6 protein-coding genes, 6 tRNA genes, 6 rRNA genes and 1 pseudogene are annotated in these 22,472 nt (G+C 47.1%); 18 read left to right on the top strand and 1 reads right to left on the bottom strand.

The genetic code is table 11. The annotated features are described in order from the left end of the window. Positions 1-114: 114 nt before the first annotated feature. The 17 genes and pseudogenes from AC3D28_RS09690 to AC3D28_RS09610 all read left to right on the top strand — a co-directional run. On the top strand, positions 115-345 hold the full coding sequence (locus tag AC3D28_RS09690) for a hypothetical protein (protein ID WP_098415862.1): 231 nt from the start codon (positions 115-117) through the stop codon (positions 343-345). 116 nt (positions 346-461) lie between these two features. Further along, positions 462-2,333, top strand: a complete 1,872-nt coding sequence (locus tag AC3D28_RS09685; RefSeq protein ID WP_488534633.1) for an assimilatory sulfite reductase (NADPH) flavoprotein subunit — start codon at positions 462-464, stop codon at positions 2,331-2,333. Beyond that, the gene (gene cysI, locus AC3D28_RS09680) at positions 2,333-4,069 is read left to right on the top strand and encodes an assimilatory sulfite reductase (NADPH) hemoprotein subunit (RefSeq protein WP_488534632.1); all 1,737 of its coding nucleotides are present in this window, start codon (positions 2,333-2,335) and stop codon (positions 4,067-4,069) included. The genes AC3D28_RS09685 and cysI overlap by 1 nt, the downstream gene beginning before the upstream one ends. Next, the gene (locus AC3D28_RS09675; protein WP_488534631.1) at positions 4,062-4,841 is read left to right on the top strand and encodes a phosphoadenylyl-sulfate reductase; all 780 of its coding nucleotides are present in this window, start codon (positions 4,062-4,064) and stop codon (positions 4,839-4,841) included. The genes cysI and AC3D28_RS09675 overlap by 8 nt, the downstream gene beginning before the upstream one ends. Positions 4,842-5,458: 617 nt before the next feature. Next, positions 5,459-7,011 (top strand): 16S ribosomal RNA (locus AC3D28_RS09670). Positions 7,012-7,079: 68 nt separating this feature from the next. Beyond that, positions 7,080-7,156 (top strand) — tRNA-Ile (locus AC3D28_RS09665). Between the two features lie 42 nt (positions 7,157-7,198). Further along, positions 7,199-7,274, top strand: a tRNA-Ala gene (locus tag AC3D28_RS09660). 293 nt (positions 7,275-7,567) lie between these two features. Beyond that, a 23S ribosomal RNA gene (locus AC3D28_RS09655) occupies positions 7,568-10,457 on the top strand. Positions 10,458-10,571: 114 nt separating this feature from the next. Beyond that, positions 10,572-10,688: ribosomal RNA gene (rrf, locus tag AC3D28_RS09650) — 5S ribosomal RNA — on the top strand. A 358-nt stretch (positions 10,689-11,046) separates the two neighbouring features. Then, positions 11,047-12,599, top strand: a 16S ribosomal RNA gene (locus AC3D28_RS09645). 88 nt (positions 12,600-12,687) lie between these two features. Further along, positions 12,688-12,763 (top strand) — tRNA-Glu (locus tag AC3D28_RS09640). 2 nt (positions 12,764-12,765) lie between these two features. Next, positions 12,766-12,841, top strand: a tRNA-Lys gene (locus AC3D28_RS09635). A 43-nt stretch (positions 12,842-12,884) separates the two neighbouring features. Continuing rightward, a tRNA-Val gene (locus AC3D28_RS09630) sits at positions 12,885-12,960 on the top strand. 349 nt (positions 12,961-13,309) lie between these two features. Next, a 23S ribosomal RNA gene (locus AC3D28_RS09625) occupies positions 13,310-16,199 on the top strand. Positions 16,200-16,313: 114 nt separating this feature from the next. After that, positions 16,314-16,430: ribosomal RNA gene (gene rrf / locus AC3D28_RS09620) — 5S ribosomal RNA — on the top strand. The 16S, 23S and 5S rRNA genes sit together here with 6 tRNA genes alongside, the layout of an rRNA operon. Before the next feature lie 44 nt (positions 16,431-16,474). Beyond that, positions 16,475-16,551, top strand: a tRNA-Asp gene (locus AC3D28_RS09615). A gap of 407 nt (positions 16,552-16,958) precedes the next feature. Beyond that, positions 16,959-17,145: pseudogene (locus tag AC3D28_RS09610) on the top strand (IS4 family transposase); the annotation flags it as partial. 73 nt (positions 17,146-17,218) lie between these two features. On the opposite strand, the gene AC3D28_RS09605 reads toward AC3D28_RS09610, so the two are convergent. Further along, positions 17,219-18,547, bottom strand: coding sequence for a cation:proton antiporter (locus tag AC3D28_RS09605; protein WP_488534630.1), 1,329 nt, complete (start codon positions 18,545-18,547; stop codon positions 17,219-17,221). A 190-nt stretch (positions 18,548-18,737) separates the two neighbouring features. Here AC3D28_RS09605 and metH point away from each other — a divergent pair, with 190 nt between their 5' ends. After that, positions 18,738-22,418 carry a methionine synthase gene (gene metH, locus AC3D28_RS09600; RefSeq protein ID WP_488534629.1) on the top strand — a complete coding sequence of 1,227 codons (3,681 nt, stop codon included), beginning with the start codon at positions 18,738-18,740 and terminating at the stop codon, positions 22,416-22,418. Positions 22,419-22,472 lie beyond the last annotated feature (54 nt).

The raw sequence follows: 22,472 nt of genomic DNA, 5'->3' as shown, positions 1-22,472 counted from the left end.
AGCGGCGTTTTTTTATATCACTTCATTATATTCATTCGAAATATTCTCCCTATTTGGCTCAGTTAGACCATGCTTATTTTGGAACAATGTGAAAAAATTAAAGCAGAGATAGCGATGACAATAAATGAATTAAGACATCTATTTCGTGAAAACCAGCTTGTAGAAGCGATTATAGAGCCTGCGATTCAAGAGGGTGGTTGGGTCGTAGAGTTTCGGCATGCGCGAGGCGGTTTCGTGTTTTTAACGGACAGTCATGGTGAAGAATGTTTTTATGAAGATTTGGATACCGCGTCAAAATCGGCAATGGCAGTAGGCTTTCAGCAAGTTCGCATTGAAGATAGATAAGCAAAAGTAAGTCGCTCTTACTTCCAAAAAGTTATAAAGCATTCACTTCTATTCTTTCTTGTTATTAAGGAGAGTCGGTACTCTATTGTCACGCAATGAATAGGGATGTCGTGATAATGTCTTTTCAAAAGAATGAGTATTCTCACAAGAATGTGTCTGAAGATAATAATGGGCGAGGAGGAACCCCTCCAATCGCAAGCCCTCTGAATGACCAACAAATTAGCTCACTCCAACAAACTGTTTCTGAGTTGTCTGCACAGCAACTTGCTTGGGTCAGTGGGTATTTTTGGGGATTAGCTCAAAACCAACCAAACACAGCGGTAACACCAATTGCGCAAGCAACGGCAGCCGCGTCAGTAAAACCAGCAGGTAAGCTAAGTATTATTTTTGCTTCCCAAACGGGCAATGCTAAAGGCGTTGCTGAAGCTCTGGAACAGCAAGCAAAAGCAGAAGGAATTGCTGTCGAACTTTTTGATGCAAGTGATTACAAAGGTAAAAACTTAACCAAAGAAACGCATGTCATTATTGTGGCATCGACGAACGGCGAAGGCGAGGCACCAGATAACGCCATAGAGCTACATGAGTTTTTGCAGTCTAAGAAAGCTCCTAAGCTGTCAAACCTTCAATATGGCGTTATTGCTTTGGGCGACTCGAGCTACGAATTCTTCTGTCAAACCGGTAAAGACTTCGACGCTTACTTATCAAAGTTAGGCGCGACCCCATTTATCGAGCGTCTTGATTGTGATGTGGATTATGAAGCATCGGCAACTGAATGGCGTAAGAATGCGTTAGGTAAGGTAAAAGATACGCTTTCTTCTGGCACTGAAGCGGATGTGGTTCAACTCCCAGTGGGTCAAGCGGCGACTGTGCACTCTCCTTACAATAAACAAAACCCGTACACCGCGACGTTACTAACCAGTCAAAAAATTACGGGTCGTGACTCTGGAAAAGACGTTCGTCATATAGAAATCGACTTAGAAGGCTCGGGGTTAACATATCAGCCCGGTGATGCGCTGGGAGTGTGGTTTGAAAATAGCTCAGAACTCGCAAATGCCATTCTTGGTAAGGTCGGGTTGTCTGGGGTTGAGACCGTTGACGTCGATGGCGAAAGCTTGTCAATCCATAGTGCTCTCGTGAGTAAATATGAAATCACAACATCTAACCCACAGCTCATTACAAAGTTTGCCGAGTTATCCGGTAGCAAGAAGCTACAAAAGCTGGTTGAAGATAAAGATAAACTTCGCGAGTACTCTGCCAATACCCAAATTGTTGATGTATTGGCAGAGAAGAAAACCAAGTTAACTGCGGATGAGTTGATTGGTTTGCTTCGTCGTCTTACTCCTCGTCTTTACTCCATTGCATCAAGCCAAGAAGAGGTCGATGAAGAAGTACACCTAACGGTTGCTTTGGTTGAATATGAACAACACGACGAAAAACGATATGGTGGTGCGTCGGGCTTCTTAGCACAGCGTCTCGAAGAGGGAGATGAAGTTAAGGTATTTGTTGAGCATAACAACAACTTCAAACTGCCGGAAGATGATAGCACCCCAATTATCATGGTGGGGCCGGGCACTGGGATCGCACCATTCCGTAGCTTTATTCAAGAGCGTGAAAACCGCGATGCGGAAGGCAAAAACTGGTTGTTCTTTGGTGATCGTACTTTCACTCAAGACTTCTTATACCAAGTTGAATGGCAAAAGTACCTCAAGTCAGGAGTACTAAGCCGATTGGATGTTGCATTTAGTCGTGACCAAGTAGAAAAAGTTTACGTACAGCACCGCATCTTAGAAACCGCAGCTCAAGTGTGGCAGTGGATCCAAGAAGGCGCTTATATCTATGTCTGCGGTGATGCCACTCGTATGGCAAAAGATGTGCACGACGCACTGGTTATCGTTGCTGAACAAGAAGGCAAGATGCCGCGTGACGATGCAGAACAATTTATTAATGACCTACGTAAAGCGAAACGTTATCAGAGGGATGTGTACTAATGACTTTTTCTACTGAACATAACAAGCAGATTGTATTAGGCGAAGAGCTAGGGCCGCTATCTGATAACGAGCGCCTGAAGCGAGAAAGTAATTTATTACGTGGCACCATTGAGCAAGATTTACAGGACCGTATTACTGGTGGCTTTACTGCCGACAACTTCCAGTTAATTCGTTTCCACGGTATGTATCAGCAAGACGATCGTGATATCCGTAATGAACGCACAAAGCAAAAATTGGAGCCATTGCATAACGTGATGCTTCGTGCTCGTATGCCTGGAGGCATCATCACGCCAACGCAATGGTTAGCGATCGACAAGTTCGCAACGGAGCATTCTTTATATGGAAGTATTCGTCTGACGACTCGCCAAACGTTCCAGTTCCATGGTGTATTGAAACCGAATATTAAGTTGATGCATCAAACGCTCAACAGTATTGGCATTGATTCGATTGCAACCGCGGGTGATGTAAACCGAAACGTGTTGTGTACCACGAACCCGGTCGAATCAGAACTTCATCAAGAAGCTTACGAGTGGGCGAAGAAGATCAGTGAACACCTGCTTCCGAAAACACGCGCTTACGCTGAGATTTGGCTAGACGGTGAAAAAGTAGAAAGCACTGAAGAAGATGAACCCATTCTGGGGAAAAACTATTTACCGCGTAAGTTCAAAACGACGGTGGTGATCCCACCGCAAAATGACGTAGACGTGCATGCCAATGATCTTAACTTCGTAGCAATTGCGGATAACGGCAAGTTGGTAGGCTTTAACGTCCTAGTTGGCGGCGGTCTAGCGATGACACATGGTGATACCTCCACTTATCCGCGCCGAGCTGATGACTTAGGTTTCATCCCATTAGAGAGAACGCTTGATGTTGCAGCGGCGGTGGTTACCACTCAGCGTGATTGGGGTAATCGCTCAAACCGTAAAAATGCCAAAACCAAATACACACTTGACCGTGTAGGTACTGATGTCTTTAAAGCCGAAGTCGAAAAGCGAACAGGCATTCAGTTTGAAGCAAGCCGCCCGTACGAGTTTACTGAACGTGGTGACCGTATTGGTTGGGTAGAAGGAATTGATGGTAAGCATCACTTAGCACTTTTCATCGAAAATGGTCGCTTGCTGGACTTCCCAGGAAAACCACTTAAAACGGGTGTTGCTGAAATTGCCAAAATCCATAAAGGCGATTTCCGTATGACTGCCAACCAGAACTTAATTGTTGCGGGTGTACCGAAAAGCGACAAAGCGAAGATCGAAAAGATCGCTCGTGAACATGGCTTGATGGATGACAACATCAGTGAGCAGCGCAAAAACTCAATGGCGTGTGTTGCCTTTCCAACTTGTCCGCTAGCGATGGCAGAGGCAGAGCGTTTCCTTCCTCAGTTTGTTACTGATGTGGAGGGGGTTTTGGAAAAGCACAACCTACCAGAAAATGACAACATCATTTTGCGTGTAACTGGGTGTCCAAACGGTTGTGGTCGCGCCATGTTGGCTGAAATTGGTTTAGTTGGTAAAGCGCCAGGTCGTTACAACCTACATTTAGGTGGTAACCGTGCCGGTACTCGAGTACCAAAAATGTATAAAGAGAACATCACGGATAAGCAAATCTTAGAAGAGATTGATCTGCTGGTGGCTCGATGGTCGAAAGAGCGTGAAGAAGGCGAAGCCTTCGGCGATTTCACAATTCGTGCTGGTATTATCCAAGAAGTGCTCGTATCAAAGAGGGACTTTCATGCTTGATTCTGTAGCATCCAGGCTTGAGCTTACAGAGTTATTGACATTAACAAAGACGGAGCAAATCCTCCGTCTTGCTCAAATTAATGTCGAGCTCGAAAAGCTTTCGGCACAAGATAGAGTAAAGTGGGCTTTAGATAATCTAGAGGGCGAATTTGCGGTTTCTTCTAGTTTTGGTATTCAAGCCGCGGTTATGCTTCATTTAGTTACTCAAGTCAAAGCGGATATCTCCGTCATTCTAACCGATACCGGATACCTGTTTGCTGAAACCTATCAATTTATTGATGAGCTGACAGATACTCTCAACCTAAACTTAAAAGTTTATCGAGCGAAAGAAAGTGCGAATTGGCAAGAGGCTCGATATGGAAAGTTATGGGAGCAGGGCGTAGAGGGAATTGAAAAATACAACAAGCTTAATAAAGTGGAGCCAATGCGTCGAGCACTAAAAGAACTTAATGTTGGAACGTGGTTCTCTGGACTACGTCGAGAGCAAAGTAAATCACGTGCAGGTTTACCGATACTATCAATTCAAAACGGTGTGTTTAAGTTTTTGCCAGTAATTGACTGGACTAATAAAGACGTCCATTACTATCTAGAGCAACACGGACTTAAATACCACCCATTGTGGGATGAAGGTTACCTTTCAGTTGGTGATACACATACCACTCGTAAATGGGAGCCGGGAATGTCAGAGGAAGAAACTCGATTCTTTGGCTTAAAGCGAGAGTGTGGTTTACATGAAGATGATGGTGCAGAACAAGATGGGTCCGGCATATAGCCATAATGACCTTTAAATCGAGTTTAGAGTAAATAAAGAAAGCTGCAATAAAGTAGCTTTCTTTATTTATAGCACTTGAAAAATACGTCTCAAAGGATAACTCTGTGGATAACTTGTGTGATATTTTGGGGTAAAGTTGAATAAATAAAGCTTTGATCGAAAACGCATCGTTTAATCATTGTTTTTGCAATTTTTGAAAAATAACACTTGCCAATGTGAGCACGATCTCTATAATGCCTCCTCGTCGACAGGGCAAGGGCTCGCAAGGGTTTAAGCAAGGTTGGCAAGGTCAGAAAGAAAAACGAAATAATTTTGAAAAAGTGTTTGACACTAAAGATTATCTCGCTAGAATGGCCGCCTCTTCCGAAGTGATGTTAATCACAAAGAAGAGTAGCTCTTTAAAAATATAGACCTATCAATCTGTGTGGGCACTCGTTGATGATAATCGAATTAGAAGCTTTTGCTTCAAATACGGTTTCAATGAACTGAGTGACCAATCGAGATTAACTTGTTTAATCTTGGCACAGTCAATTCATTATCGTTCTGTTGGAACGATAATAGCTTTAAAATTACGTTTGTAGTTTTGAAGTCAGTATTCGTTGAGCCGACAAAATCTTAAATTGAAGAGTTTGATCATGGCTCAGATTGAACGCTGGCGGCAGGCCTAACACATGCAAGTCGAGCGGAAACGACAACATTGAGCCTTCGGGTGATTTGTTGGGCGTCGAGCGGCGGACGGGTGAGTAATGCCTAGGAAATTGCCCTGATGTGGGGGATAACCATTGGAAACGATGGCTAATACCGCATAATGCCTACGGGCCAAAGAGGGGGACCTTCGGGCCTCTCGCGTCGGGATATGCCTAGGTGGGATTAGCTAGTTGGTGAGGTAAGAGCTCACCAAGGCGACGATCCCTAGCTGGTCTGAGAGGATGATCAGCCACACTGGAACTGAGACACGGTCCAGACTCCTACGGGAGGCAGCAGTGGGGAATATTGCACAATGGGCGCAAGCCTGATGCAGCCATGCCGCGTGTATGAAGAAGGCCTTCGGGTTGTAAAGTACTTTCAGTCGTGAGGAAGGGGATATCGTTAATAGCGATATTCTTTGACGTTAGCGACAGAAGAAGCACCGGCTAACTCCGTGCCAGCAGCCGCGGTAATACGGAGGGTGCGAGCGTTAATCGGAATTACTGGGCGTAAAGCGCATGCAGGTGGTTTGTTAAGTCAGATGTGAAAGCCCGGGGCTCAACCTCGGAATAGCATTTGAAACTGGCAGACTAGAGTACTGTAGAGGGGGGTAGAATTTCAGGTGTAGCGGTGAAATGCGTAGAGATCTGAAGGAATACCAGTGGCGAAGGCGGCCCCCTGGACAGATACTGACACTCAGATGCGAAAGCGTGGGGAGCAAACAGGATTAGATACCCTGGTAGTCCACGCCGTAAACGATGTCTACTTGGAGGTTGTGGCCTTGAGCCGTGGCTTTCGGAGCTAACGCGTTAAGTAGACCGCCTGGGGAGTACGGTCGCAAGATTAAAACTCAAATGAATTGACGGGGGCCCGCACAAGCGGTGGAGCATGTGGTTTAATTCGATGCAACGCGAAGAACCTTACCTACTCTTGACATCCAGAGAAGCCGGAAGAGATTCTGGTGTGCCTTCGGGAGCTCTGAGACAGGTGCTGCATGGCTGTCGTCAGCTCGTGTTGTGAAATGTTGGGTTAAGTCCCGCAACGAGCGCAACCCTTATCCTTGTTTGCCAGCGAGTAATGTCGGGAACTCCAGGGAGACTGCCGGTGATAAACCGGAGGAAGGTGGGGACGACGTCAAGTCATCATGGCCCTTACGAGTAGGGCTACACACGTGCTACAATGGCGCATACAGAGGGCGGCGAACCAGCGATGGTGAGCGAATCCCAAAAAGTGCGTCGTAGTCCGGATTGGAGTCTGCAACTCGACTCCATGAAGTCGGAATCGCTAGTAATCGTGGATCAGAATGCCACGGTGAATACGTTCCCGGGCCTTGTACACACCGCCCGTCACACCATGGGAGTGGGCTGCAAAAGAAGTAGGTAGTTTAACCTTCGGGGGGACGCTTACCACTTTGTGGTTCATGACTGGGGTGAAGTCGTAACAAGGTAGCGCTAGGGGAACCTGGCGCTGGATCACCTCCTTATACGAAAGATTATTGCGATGAGTGTTCACACAGATTGATACGGTTTATAAAGTTTAAGAGACGATACTGGGTCTGTAGCTCAGGTGGTTAGAGCGTTCGCCTGATAAGCGAGAGGTCGGTGGTTCGAGTCCACTCAGACCCACCAATTTCCTTCCCAGAAAATTGGCATACAGTATCGACACCTGATGGGGCTATAGCTCAGCTGGGAGAGCGCCTGCCTTGCACGCAGGAGGTCTGCGGTTCGATCCCGCATAGCTCCACCATCTTTAAGCGCATTCAATGAGTGTGTTTAAACATGGTTTTCATTAGAAAATCTAGCTCTTTAACAATTTGGAAAGCTGACTGATAACAACAACGTTGTTATCAAATAAAGTTCTCAATGTTTATCTTTAAGATAAACACCAAAACAACACATTCAAGTGTTCTTGGGAATATCACTATTGCAGTGATTATTCGAAATTGAGTCCGGCAAAATCGAAATGTCTCTCGCTCATTCAAATAATGAGAGACAACTTTGGTGATTTGAACATCAACTCGAAACTCCTTCGGGTTGTATGGTTAAGTGACTAAGCGTACACGGTGGATGCCTTGGCAGTCAGAGGCGATGAAGGACGTATTAACTTGCGATAAGCCCAGATTAGGCAGTAAAAGCCACTTGAGTCTGGGATTTCCGAATGGGGAAACCCACTTACATAAGTAAGTATCGCTGCGTGAATACATAGCGTAGCGAGGCGAACCGGGGGAACTGAAACATCTAAGTACCCCGAGGAAAAGAAATCAACCGAGATTCCGAAAGTAGCGGCGAGCGAAATTGGACTAGCCCTTAAGCTTTATAGGCGTCAGGTGAACAAGCTGGAAAGCTTGGCGATACAGGGTGATAGCCCCGTAACTGACGACGCATATGCAGTGAAATCGAGTAGGGCGGGACACGTGATATCCTGTCTGAATATGGGGGGACCATCCTCCAAGGCTAAATACTACTGACTGACCGATAGTGAACCAGTACCGTGAGGGAAAGGCGAAAAGAACCCCTGTGAGGGGAGTGAAATAGAACCTGAAACCGTGTACGTACAAGCAGTAGGAGCACCTTCGTGGTGTGACTGCGTACCTTTTGTATAATGGGTCAGCGACTTATATTCAGTGGCAAGGTTAACCATCTAGGGGAGCCGTAGCGAAAGCGAGTGTTAACTGCGCGACTTAGTCTCTGGATATAGACCCGAAACCAGGTGATCTAGCCATGGGCAGGTTGAAGATTGAGTAACATCAATTGGAGGACCGAACCGACTAATGTTGAAAAATTAGCGGATGACTTGTGGCTAGGGGTGAAAGGCCAATCAAACCTGGAGATAGCTGGTTCTCCCCGAAAGCTATTTAGGTAGCGCCTCGGACGAATACTACTGGGGGTAGAGCACTGTTAAGGCTAGGGGGTCATCCCGACTTACCAACCCTTTGCAAACTCCGAATACCAGTAAGTACTATCCGGGAGACACACGGCGGGTGCTAACGTCCGTCGTGGAGAGGGAAACAACCCAGACCGCCAGCTAAGGTCCCAAATTACTACTAAGTGGGAAACGATGTGGGAAGGCTCAGACAGCCAGGATGTTGGCTTAGAAGCAGCCATCATTTAAAGAAAGCGTAATAGCTCACTGGTCGAGTCGGCCTGCGCGGAAGATGTAACGGGGCTAAGTAGTAAACCGAAGCTGCGGCAATACTCTTCGAGTATTGGGTAGGGGAGCGTTCTGTAAGCGGTTGAAGGTGTGTCGTAAGGCATGCTGGACGTATCAGAAGTGCGAATGCTGACATGAGTAACGATAATGGGGGTGAAAAACCTCCACGCCGGAAGACCAAGGGTTCCTGTCCAACGTTAATCGGGGCAGGGTGAGTCGACCCCTAAGGCGAGGCCGAAAGGCGTAGTCGATGGGAAACGGGTTAATATTCCCGTACTCAATCAAATTGCGATGGGGGGACGGAGAAGGCTAGGTGGGCCTGGCGACGGTTGTCCAGGTTCAAGTGCGTAGGCTAAAGAGTTAGGTAAATCCGGCTCTTTTTAAGGCTGAGACACGACGTCGAGCACCTACGGGTGTGAAGTCATTGATGCCATGCTTCCAGGAAAAGCCTCTAAGCTTCAGATTTGATGGAATCGTACCCCAAACCGACACAGGTGGTCGGGTAGAGAATACCAAGGCGCTTGAGAGAACTCGGGTGAAGGAACTAGGCAAAATGGTACCGTAACTTCGGGAGAAGGTACGCTCTTGGCGGTGAAGTCTCTTGCGGATGGAGCTACTAGGAGTCGCAGATACCAGGTGGCTGCAACTGTTTATTAAAAACACAGCACTGTGCAAAATCGTAAGATGACGTATACGGTGTGACGCCTGCCCGGTGCCGGAAGGTTAATTGATGGGGTTAGACTTCGGTCGACGCTCTTGATCGAAGCCCCGGTAAACGGCGGCCGTAACTATAACGGTCCTAAGGTAGCGAAATTCCTTGTCGGGTAAGTTCCGACCTGCACGAATGGCGTAATGATGGCCACGCTGTCTCCACCCGAGACTCAGTGAAATTGAAATCGCTGTGAAGATGCAGTGTACCCGCGGCTAGACGGAAAGACCCCGTGAACCTTTACTACAGCTTGGCACTGAACATTGACCCTACATGTGTAGGATAGGTGGGAGCCTTTGAAGCACGTACGCCAGTATGTGTGGAGGCAACCTTGAAATACCACCCTTGTAGTGTTGATGTTCTAACTTAGCCCCCTTATCGGGGGTGAGGACAGTGCCTGGTGGGTAGTTTGACTGGGGCGGTCTCCTCCCAAAGCGTAACGGAGGAGCACGAAGGTGGGCTAAACACGGTTGGACATCGTGTGGTTAGTGCAATGGCATAAGCCCGCTTGACTGCGAGAATGACAATTCGAGCAGGTGCGAAAGCAGGTCATAGTGATCCGGTGGTTCTGAATGGAAGGGCCATCGCTCAACGGATAAAAGGTACTCCGGGGATAACAGGCTGATACCGCCCAAGAGTTCATATCGACGGCGGTGTTTGGCACCTCGATGTCGGCTCATCACATCCTGGGGCTGAAGTCGGTCCCAAGGGTATGGCTGTTCGCCATTTAAAGTGGTACGCGAGCTGGGTTTAGAACGTCGTGAGACAGTTCGGTCCCTATCTGCCGTGGGCGTTGGAGAATTGAAAGGGGCTGCTCCTAGTACGAGAGGACCGGAGTGGACGAACCTCTGGTGTTCGGGTTGTGTCGCCAGACGCATTGCCCGGTAGCTAAGTTCGGGATCGATAACCGCTGAAAGCATCTAAGCGGGAAGCGAGCCTTGAGATGAGTTCTCCCTGATACTTTAAGTATCCTAAAGGGTTGTCGTAGACTACGACGTTGATAGGCAGGGTGTGTAAGTGCTGCGAGGCATTGAGCTAACCTGTACTAATTGCCCGTGAGGCTTAACCATACAACACCCAAGGGGTTTTGATGGGCTCAATACAAGAAAACTTGATTGTGTTAAGAACTGAAACAGCTTTCCAGATTATTAATTACTGCGTTGGCGGTAGTTAAAAAGAATTTGCTTGGCGACCATAGCGTTTTGGACCCACCTGACTTCCATGCCGAACTCAGAAGTGAAACGAAATAGCGCCGATGGTAGTGTGGGGTTTCCCCATGTGAGAGTAGGACATCGCCAGGCTTTAATCTCGACTTTGCTTATTCGTTAAGCAAGTCACCATAGAGTTCTAAATTTGTTTAGAATTTTATGTTGACTTTCAAAGTGGGAAGCGTATTATACGCACCTCGCTTAAGTGCTAAGGCACTGAAAGCCAAGCTCTTTAACAATATAGACCTATCAATCTGTGTGGGCACTCGTTGATGATAATCGAATTAGAAGCTTTTGCTTCAAATACGGTTTCAATGAACTGAGTGACCAATCAAGATTAACTTGTTTAATCTTGGCACAGTCAATTCATTATCGTTCTGTTGGAACGATAATAGCTTTAAAATTACGTTTGTAGTTTTGAAGTCAGTATTCGTTGAGCCGACAAAATCTTAAATTGAAGAGTTTGATCATGGCTCAGATTGAACGCTGGCGGCAGGCCTAACACATGCAAGTCGAGCGGAAACGACAACATTGAGCCTTCGGGTGATTTGTTGGGCGTCGAGCGGCGGACGGGTGAGTAATGCCTAGGAAATTGCCCTGATGTGGGGGATAACCATTGGAAACGATGGCTAATACCGCATAATGCCTACGGGCCAAAGAGGGGGACCTTCGGGCCTCTCGCGTCGGGATATGCCTAGGTGGGATTAGCTAGTTGGTGAGGTAAGAGCTCACCAAGGCGACGATCCCTAGCTGGTCTGAGAGGATGATCAGCCACACTGGAACTGAGACACGGTCCAGACTCCTACGGGAGGCAGCAGTGGGGAATATTGCACAATGGGCGCAAGCCTGATGCAGCCATGCCGCGTGTATGAAGAAGGCCTTCGGGTTGTAAAGTACTTTCAGTCGTGAGGAAGGGGATATCGTTAATAGCGGTATTCTTTGACGTTAGCGACAGAAGAAGCACCGGCTAACTCCGTGCCAGCAGCCGCGGTAATACGGAGGGTGCGAGCGTTAATCGGAATTACTGGGCGTAAAGCGCATGCAGGTGGTTTGTTAAGTCAGATGTGAAAGCCCGGGGCTCAACCTCGGAATAGCATTTGAAACTGGCAGGCTAGAGTACTGTAGAGGGGGGTAGAATTTCAGGTGTAGCGGTGAAATGCGTAGAGATCTGAAGGAATACCAGTGGCGAAGGCGGCCCCCTGGACAGATACTGACACTCAGATGCGAAAGCGTGGGGAGCAAACAGGATTAGATACCCTGGTAGTCCACGCCGTAAACGATGTCTACTTGGAGGTTGTGGCCTTGAGCCGTGGCTTTCGGAGCTAACGCGTTAAGTAGACCGCCTGGGGAGTACGGTCGCAAGATTAAAACTCAAATGAATTGACGGGGGCCCGCACAAGCGGTGGAGCATGTGGTTTAATTCGATGCAACGCGAAGAACCTTACCTACTCTTGACATCCAGAGAAGCCGGAAGAGATTCTGGTGTGCCTTCGGGAGCTCTGAGACAGGTGCTGCATGGCTGTCGTCAGCTCGTGTTGTGAAATGTTGGGTTAAGTCCCGCAACGAGCGCAACCCTTATCCTTGTTTGCCAGCGAGTAATGTCGGGAACTCCAGGGAGACTGCCGGTGATAAACCGGAGGAAGGTGGGGACGACGTCAAGTCATCATGGCCCTTACGAGTAGGGCTACACACGTGCTACAATGGCGCATACAGAGGGCGGCGAGCCAGCGATGGTGAGCGAATCCCAAAAAGTGCGTCGTAGTCCGGATTGGAGTCTGCAACTCGACTCCATGAAGTCGGAATCGCTAGTAATCGTGGATCAGAATGCCACGGTGAATACGTTCCCGGGCCTTGTACACACCGCCCGTCACACCATGGGAGTGGGCTGCAAAAGAAGTAGGTAGTTTAACCTTCGGGGGGACGCTTACCACTTTGTGGTTCATGACTGGGGTGAAGTCGTAACAAGGTAGCGCTAGGGGAACCTGGCGCTGGATCACCTCCTTATACGAAAGATTATTGCGATGAGTGTTCACACAGATTGATACGGTTTATAAAGTTTAAGAGAAAGTAAGTGCCCAACACTTACACTAGTGTCCCGTTCGTCTAGAGGCCTAGGACACCGCCCTTTCACGGCGGTAACAGGGGTTCGACTCCCCTACGGGATACCATTGGGTCGTTAGCTCAGTTGGTAGAGCAGTTGACTTTTAATCAATTGGTCGCAGGTTCGAATCCTGCACGACCCACCATTTCCTTCCACGGAAATGCTTACTTTAGGTAAGAAAACAATGTGGGCGATTAGCTCAGTTGGGAGAGCACCTGCCTTACAAGCAGGGGGTCACTGGTTCGAGCCCGGTATCGCCCACCATTCTCTAAGTATTTTTGGAATAAAACTCAAAACCAGAGCAAGCAATTGATACTGGTTCGCATTGTTGAATCTAAAAGTCTTTAGAAAATGAACTTCTTAGGAAGTGATTTGCTCTTTAACAATTTGGAAAGCTGACTGATAACAACAACGTTGTTATCAAATAAAGTTCTCAATGTTTATCTTTAAGATAAACACCAAAACAACACATTCAAGTGTTCTTGGGAATATCACTATTACAGTGATTATTCGAAATTGAGTCCGGCAAAATCGAAATGTCTCTCGCTCATTCAAATAATGAGAGACAACTTTGGTGATTTGAACATCAACTCGAAACTCCTTCGGGTTGTATGGTTAAGTGACTAAGCGTACACGGTGGATGCCTTGGCAGTCAGAGGCGATGAAGGACGTATTAACTTGCGATAAGCCCAGATTAGGCAGTAAAAGCCACTTGAGTCTGGGATTTCCGAATGGGGAAACCCACTTACATAAGTAAGTATCGCTGCGTGAATACATAGCGTAGCGAGGCGAACCGGGGGAACTGAAACATCTAAGTACCCCGAGGAAAAGAAATCAACCGAGATTCCGAAAGTAGCGGCGAGCGAAATTGGACTAGCCCTTAAGCTTTATAGGCGTCAGGTGAACAAGCTGGAAAGCTTGGCGATACAGGGTGATAGCCCCGTAACTGACGACGCATATGCAGTGAAATCGAGTAGGGCGGGACACGTGATATCCTGTCTGAATATGGGGGGACCATCCTCCAAGGCTAAATACTACTGACTGACCGATAGTGAACCAGTACCGTGAGGGAAAGGCGAAAAGAACCCCTGTGAGGGGAGTGAAATAGAACCTGAAACCGTGTACGTACAAGCAGTAGGAGCACCTTCGTGGTGTGACTGCGTACCTTTTGTATAATGGGTCAGCGACTTATATTCAGTGGCAAGGTTAACCATCTAGGGGAGCCGTAGCGAAAGCGAGTGTTAACTGCGCGACTTAGTCTCTGGATATAGACCCGAAACCAGGTGATCTAGCCATGGGCAGGTTGAAGATTGAGTAACATCAATTGGAGGACCGAACCGACTAATGTTGAAAAATTAGCGGATGACTTGTGGCTAGGGGTGAAAGGCCAATCAAACCTGGAGATAGCTGGTTCTCCCCGAAAGCTATTTAGGTAGCGCCTCGGACGAATACTACTGGGGGTAGAGCACTGTTAAGGCTAGGGGGTCATCCCGACTTACCAACCCTTTGCAAACTCCGAATACCAGTAAGTACTATCCGGGAGACACACGGCGGGTGCTAACGTCCGTCGTGGAGAGGGAAACAACCCAGACCGCCAGCTAAGGTCCCAAATTACTACTAAGTGGGAAACGATGTGGGAAGGCTCAGACAGCCAGGATGTTGGCTTAGAAGCAGCCATCATTTAAAGAAAGCGTAATAGCTCACTGGTCGAGTCGGCCTGCGCGGAAGATGTAACGGGGCTAAGTAGTAAACCGAAGCTGCGGCAATACTCTTTGAGTATTGGGTAGGGGAGCGTTCTGTAAGCGGTTGAAGGTGTGTCGTAAGGCACGCTGGACGTATCAGAAGTGCGAATGCTGACATGAGTAACGATAATGGGGGTGAAAAACCTCCACGCCGGAAGACCAAGGGTTCCTGTCCAACGTTAATCGGGGCAGGGTGAGTCGACCCCTAAGGCGAGGCCGAAAGGCGTAGTCGATGGGAAACGGGTTAATATTCCCGTACTCAATCAAATTGCGATGGGGGGACGGAGAAGGCTAGGTGGGCCTGGCGACGGTTGTCCAGGTTCAAGTGCGTAGGCTAAAGAGTTAGGTAAATCCGGCTCTTTTTAAGGCTGAGACACGACGTCGAGCATCTACGGATGTGAAGTCATTGATGCCATGCTTCCAGGAAAAGCCTCTAAGCTTCAGATTTGATGGAATCGTACCCCAAACCGACACAGGTGGTCGGGTAGAGAATACCAAGGCGCTTGAGAGAACTCGGGTGAAGGAACTAGGCAAAATGGTACCGTAACTTCGGGAGAAGGTACGCTCTTGGCGGTGAAGTCCCTTGCGGATGGAGCTACTAGGAGTCGCAGATACCAGGTGGCTGCAACTGTTTATTAAAAACACAGCACTGTGCAAAATCGTAAGATGACGTATACGGTGTGACGCCTGCCCGGTGCCGGAAGGTTAATTGATGGGGTTAGACTTCGGTCGACGCTCTTGATCGAAGCCCCGGTAAACGGCGGCCGTAACTATAACGGTCCTAAGGTAGCGAAATTCCTTGTCGGGTAAGTTCCGACCTGCACGAATGGCGTAATGATGGCCACGCTGTCTCCACCCGAGACTCAGTGAAATTGAAATCGCTGTGAAGATGCAGTGTACCCGCGGCTAGACGGAAAGACCCCGTGAACCTTTACTACAGCTTGGCACTGAACATTGACCCTACATGTGTAGGATAGGTGGGAGCCTTTGAAGCACGTACGCCAGTATGTGTGGAGGCAACCTTGAAATACCACCCTTGTAGTGTCGATGTTCTAACTTAGCCCCCTCATCGGGGGTGAGGACAGTGCCTGGTGGGTAGTTTGACTGGGGCGGTCTCCTCCCAAAGCGTAACGGAGGAGCACGAAGGTGGGCTAAACACGGTTGGACATCGTGTGGTTAGTGCAATGGCATAAGCCCGCTTGACTGCGAGAATGACAATTCGAGCAGGTGCGAAAGCAGGTCATAGTGATCCGGTGGTTCTGAATGGAAGGGCCATCGCTCAACGGATAAAAGGTACTCCGGGGATAACAGGCTGATACCGCCCAAGAGTTCATATCGACGGCGGTGTTTGGCACCTCGATGTCGGCTCATCACATCCTGGGGCTGAAGTCGGTCCCAAGGGTATGGCTGTTCGCCATTTAAAGTGGTACGCGAGCTGGGTTTAGAACGTCGTGAGACAGTTCGGTCCCTATCTGCCGTGGGCGTTGGAGAATTGAAAGGGGCTGCTCCTAGTACGAGAGGACCGGAGTGGACGAACCTCTGGTGTTCGGGTTGTGTCGCCAGACGCATTGCCCGGTAGCTAAGTTCGGGATCGATAACCGCTGAAAGCATCTAAGCGGGAAGCGAGCCTTGAGATGAGTTCTCCCTGATACTTTAAGTATCCTAAAGGGTTGTCGTAGACTACGACGTTGATAGGCAGGGTGTGTAAGTGCTGCGAGGCATTGAGCTAACCTGTACTAATTGCCCGTGAGGCTTAACCATACAACACCCAAGGGGTTTTGATGGACTCAATACAAGAAAACTTGATTGTGTTAAGAACTGAAACAGCTTTCCAGATTATTAATTACTGCGTTGGCGGTAGTTAAAAAGAATTTGCTTGGCGACCATAGCGTTTTGGCCCCACCTGACTTCCATGCCGAACTCAGAAGTGAAACGAAATAGCGCCGATGGTAGTGTGGGGTTTCCCCATGTGAGAGTAGGACATCGCCAGGCTTTACATTATGGACATTCGTTTTTACAACGGGTGATACCACTGCGGAGTGGTAGTTCAGTTGGTTAGAATACCGGCCTGTCACGCCGGGGGTCGCGGGTTCGAGTCCCGTCCACTCCGCCATTTATTCAAAAGCCTCGCTAGTAATAGCGAGGCTTTTTTCATTTTAATATTTATTTAAAGGCTCCAGGCGCTGAGTGCTTGATGTCTGACAGTATATACTCCGAGCTGATCTACCACGTATTAGAAAAAGACTTAATGTTGATCAGTTTAGAGACTTAAATGACCCTTAGATTGCTATGATAATCCCCACTAACTTAGTTAGTGGGGATTTTTCTATGTTGGCTAAGAGTTAGTTCTAGCTCATGAAACTATGGAGGATGGTAAAACTACGAGTCTGTCGTTAATGCCATTCGACTTAAGCTTTCCATGACACATTAAAAACAAGTATTAGAGATGGCAGCTACCCGCTCACAAGCGGTCCGGCTGGATTGCAGCGAAAGAACCCTAATCCACCAACACACCAGTAAAGTGAAGTGACATTGCGAAGTCGTTTTGCAGCAGGAGTTAGTCAAGAACTTAGAGGCTGCTTATAATTTAGTTCGCTTAGCAATCATTCATATTGCCGAAGGCGCCAATGTCAGTCCAATTCGTGTTAGCGTTATAGCCGCGATCAACTTGATAGATATTCCGTTACGTTCGTTAGTACTTAGTCCGACGATTAGTATTACTGGAGATAAAAAAGCAACCACGAGCTGCTTCTTAGGTCATATTACTTTTATTTACTTTCTTAAGAGTCTATTTGCTCTTTCTGTTCAGGGACGAGGGCTCCTTGTTGTTCTTCCATTTTCTTCTCTTCAGCTTTGGCTTTTTCAATCATTGGTGTGATGGTTGAACCTTGGATCAAAATAGAGAAAACAACGACGGAGTAAGTCATTACAAGAATGATTTCTTTTACATCAATTAATTTATCTTGAATTACCCAAATGCCTGATGGAATTGAAAGCGCCATAGCAAGAGCAAGACCACCACGTAAGCCTCCCCACGTTAAAATTCTCACTGACCAAGGGTTATACTTTCGATAGCGTTTAAAGCCAATATAAGAGATATATACACTTAAATAACGAGCCGCTAGAACAAGAGGAATTGAAATTGCCATCATGATCCAGTCTTCTTCATGAAATTCAAATAACAGCATCGACATACCGATTAATAAGAACAGAACACCATTTAGAAATTCATCCACTAATTCCCAGAAGTGGTCAAGGTGATCTTCACTTTCTTTTGAGAAACCAATAAAGCGCGTCCAGTTACCGATCATTATGCCCGATACCACCATCGCTAATGGGCCAGAAACATGGATGTATTCTGCGAGCGCATAGCCAGCAGTTGGAATGCCAATGGTTAATAATAACTCCATGGAGTGGTCATCGGTCGCACCGATCAAGTAGTGAAATAGTAAGCCGAGGAGCAGGCCGTATACGATGCCCCCGATGGCTTCTTGGATAAATAATAATGTGACACTTCCGACGGTTGGTGCTTCCGTGCCAAATGCGATTGTGAACAAGGTTACAAAAATGACCAAACCAAACCCGTCGTTGAAGAGAGATTCGCCTTCTATTTGGGTTGAGATACGTTTTGGAGCATCAAGCTTTTTAACAATGGCCAAAACCGCAATTGGATCGGTTGGTGAGATTAGTGCACCGAACAACAAGCAGTAAACTAAATCAAACTGAATCCCAAGCAAGTGACAAGCGCCATAAAGGACAAAACCAATGAAGAAGGTCGAAAATAGCGTGGCACCAAGAGCTAAAGTCGTTATCTCCCACTTTTGATCTTTAAGGTTAGGGAGCTTGATGCCCAGTCCGCCAGCAAACAGTAAGAAACCAAGAATGCCATTAAGTAAGAAGTCTTCAAAGTTGATTTTCGTGACTGTTTCTGTTGCCACTTCGGTGAGGTGGAACCAATTATTTTGACCTGCCGTCAAGATGAGAAGCGAAAGTACCATGGAGCCTGCAGTAATCGCGATGGTGGTTTGCATTTTTCCTACCTTGCTGTTTATAAAGGCAATTAACATCGCAGCGGCAGATAAAAAACATAAGGTATGGTAGACCGACATAGAGATCTCTATTTGTAACATTTTGTGAATGGAATTTTCGGTTGATGTTGGTTAAATAGCAAACATTTTTTCGCGATTATTTTGCAAGTTAAGAAGGAGATAAAATAATCATCAATTCCCGTTTAGACGTCTAGACTCCTGAAGTTTGTGTGATAGGATGGAATTATAACTTAAGGAATGAGGCTGTACTGTGGGATGTAATGTAAGACAACAGATTGAAGCTCAATTGAAACAACGTATTCTTCTGATTGATGGTGGTATGGGAACCATGATTCAGGGATACAAACTTGAAGAGCAAGACTATCGGGGAGAACGCTTTGCTGACTGGCATTGCGATTTAAAAGGTAACAACGATTTGTTGGTACTTAGTCAGCCTCAACTGATCAAGGAAATACACGCGGCTTATCTTGAAGCAGGCGCCGATATTCTCGAAACCAACACATTCAACGCCACGACGATTGCGATGGCCGATTATGAAATGGAAAGCTTCAGTGAAGAAATTAACCTCGCTGCCGCTAAACTCGCCCGTGAAGTTGCAGATGAATGGACGTTAAAGACCCCTGATAAGCCGCGTTATGTTGCCGGAGTGCTTGGACCGACTAATCGTACTTGTTCAATCTCACCTGATGTTAACGACCCCAGTTACCGAAATGTCTCTTTTGACCAATTAGTTGAAGCGTATTCGGAATCCACGCGTGCGCTGATAACAGGTGGGGCGGACCTGATCCTGATCGAAACTATCTTTGACACATTGAATGCTAAGGCGTGTGCTTTTGCGGTCGATACGGTATTCGAAGAACTTGGTATCACTCTGCCTGTCATGATTTCAGGTACGATTACCGATGCGTCGGGTCGCACGCTATCAGGACAAACGACCGAAGCTTTTTATAACTCTCTACGTCATGTAAGGCCGCTATCTTTTGGTCTTAACTGTGCTCTTGGTCCCGATGAGCTTCGCCCTTATGTTGAGGAGCTCTCTCGTATTTCTGAGTCATTCATTTCCGCGCATCCTAATGCTGGGCTACCTAATGCGTTCGGTGAGTACGATCTTTCCCCAGAAGAGATGGCAACTCATGTTAAAGAGTGGGCACAAAGTGGCTTTTTGAATTTAATCGGTGGTTGTTGTGGGACGACCCCAGAACATATTCGTCAAATGACAGAAGCGGTTGAAGGCGTAGTGCCTCGTCATTTGCCTGATTTACCAGTCGCTTGTCGCTTGTCTGGGCTTGAACCACTGACGATAAAAAAAGAGTCGTTATTTATAAATGTAGGTGAGCGTACTAACGTGACTGGCTCTGCTCGTTTCAAACGCCTGATTCGAGAAGAACGCTATGATGAGGCTCTAGATGTTGCACGTCAGCAAGTTGAAAATGGTGCGCAAATCATCGACATTAACATGGATGAAGGCATGTTGGACGCTCAGGCCTGTATGGTTCGGTTCTTGAACCTTTGTGCGTCTGAGCCAGAAATTTCGAAAGTGCCAATCATGGTCGATTCTTCGAAGTGGGAAGTGATCGAAGCTGGCTTAAAGTGTATTCAAGGTAAAGGGATTGTAAACTCGATCTCGCTAAAAGAAGGCAAAGAAAAGTTTGTCGAGCAAGCGAAGTTGATTCGTCGTTACGGTGCGGCGGTCATCGTCATGGCCTTTGATGAAGTCGGTCAGGCGGATACCCGTGAGCGTAAAGTCGAAATTTGTACTAACGCTTACCGAGTTTTGGTCGATGAGGGTGGTTTCCCACCTGAAGATATCATTTTTGATCCAAATATCTTTGCTGTTGCGACAGGGATTGATGAGCACAACAACTACGCGGTTGATTTTATCGAAGCTATCGGGGAGATCAAACGTGACCTACCACATGCGATGATTTCAGGTGGTGTCTCTAATGTTTCTTTCTCTTTTCGTGGCAATAATTACGTGCGTGAAGCGATTCACGCCGTGTTCCTTTACCACTGTTTTAAAAACGGTATGGACATGGGCATCGTAAATGCTGGCCAGTTAGAAATTTACGATAACGTCCCTGAAACATTGCGCGAAGCGGTAGAAGATGTGGTTTTGAACCGTCGTGATGACTCAACAGAAAGGCTATTAGATATTGCTACCGTGTACGCAGACAAGGGGGTTGGCAAGGAAGAAGATGCTTCAGTATTAGAGTGGCGAACATGGCCTGTTGAAAAGCGTTTGGAGCATGCCTTAGTAAAAGGGATTACCGAGTTTATTATCGAGGACACGGAAGAAGCTCGCGTGAATGCTACTAAACCTTTGGAGGTAATTGAAGGCCCGTTAATGGATGGTATGAACGTGGTCGGGGACTTATTTGGGGAAGGTAAGATGTTTCTGCCTCAGGTAGTGAAGTCAGCCCGAGTGATGAAACAGGCAGTTGGGCATTTGGAGCCCTACATTGATGCTGAAAAACAGGTTGGCCAAACTAATGGTAAGATCCTACTCGCCACAGTCAAAGGGGATGTGCACGATATTGGAAAAAATATCGTTGGCGTAGTGCTTCAATGTAATAACTATGAAATTATCGATCTTGGCGTTATGGTGCCATGCGACAAAATCTTAAAAGTGGCACAAGAAGAGAATGTCGACATCATCGGTCTATCAGGCTTGATCACCCCCTCCTTAGATGAAATGGTCCATGTCGCGAAAGAAATGCAACGTCTTGATTTTAAACTGCCACTGTTGATTGGCGGAGCAACCACATCAAAAGCGCACACGGCGGTTAAGATTGAGCAAAACTATCAACATCCTGTGGTGTACGTAAATAATGCCTCTCGAGCTGTGGGGGTATGTTCATCTTTATTATCAGACGAACGTCGACCGGTGTTTGTTGAAAAGCTAGATGCTGATTATGAACGTGTTCGAGATCAGCATAAGCGTAAGAAGCCGAGAACTAAACCCGTGACGCTTGAAGAGGCGCGGGCAAATAAAGTGGCTATCAATTGGGAAGTTTACACACCGCCTGCGCCGGTTAAACCGGGAATTCATATCTTTGATGACGTTGATATCGCGGCGTTACGTCCATACATCGATTGGACCCCTTTCTTTATGACTTGGTCATTAGTTGGCAAGTACCCAACCATTTTCAAGCATGAAGAAGTCGGTGAAGAGGCACAGCGTCTGTTCGATGATGCCAATGAGTTGCTTGACCGTGTTGAGCGGGAAGGTTTACTTAAAGCTCGCGGCATGTGTGGTTTATTTCCAGCGGCGAGCGTAGGCGATGATATTGAAGTGTACACCGATGAATCACGTAACGAAGTGGCGAAAGTGCTGCGTAATCTACGTCAACAAACTGAAAAACCAAAAGGATTCAATTACTGTCTTTCGGACTACATCGCGCCAAAAGAGTCGGGTAAGCCAGATTGGATTGGAGCGTTTGCGGTAACCGGTGGCATAGGTGAACGTGAACTGGCTGACCAATATAAAGCCCAAGGTGATGATTACAACGCCATCATGATTCAAGCGGTAGCGGATCGTCTTGCCGAAGCGTTTGCTGAATATTTGCATAAGCGCGTACGCAAAGAAATTTGGGGTTATGCAGCGGATGAAAACTTATCTAACGATGGTCTTATCCGTGAAAAATATCAAGGTATTCGCCCTGCACCTGGTTATCCTGCATGCCCTGAGCATACTGAAAAAGGTCCATTATGGGAGCTACTTAATGTAGAAGAGAATATTGGTATGTCATTGACTTCAAGCTATGCGATGTACCCCGGAGCATCGGTATCGGGTTGGTACTTCTCGCACCCCGACTCTCGCTATTTCGCGATCGCACAGATTCAAGACGATCAGTTAGAAAGTTATGCCGATCGTAAAAGGTGGGATCGGATCGAAGCTGAAAAGTGGCTAGGTCCAAACATCAACGCTTAATCTGTTTCTGTGAAAACAAAGAGGGCTGCACAATCGCAGCCCTTTTTCCTATTT

This window comes from Vibrio sp. TAP-3B, assembly GCF_057784735.1.
Note: the sequence above shows the minus strand (reverse complement) of the source record. Positions and strands in the feature narration are given on the sequence as shown.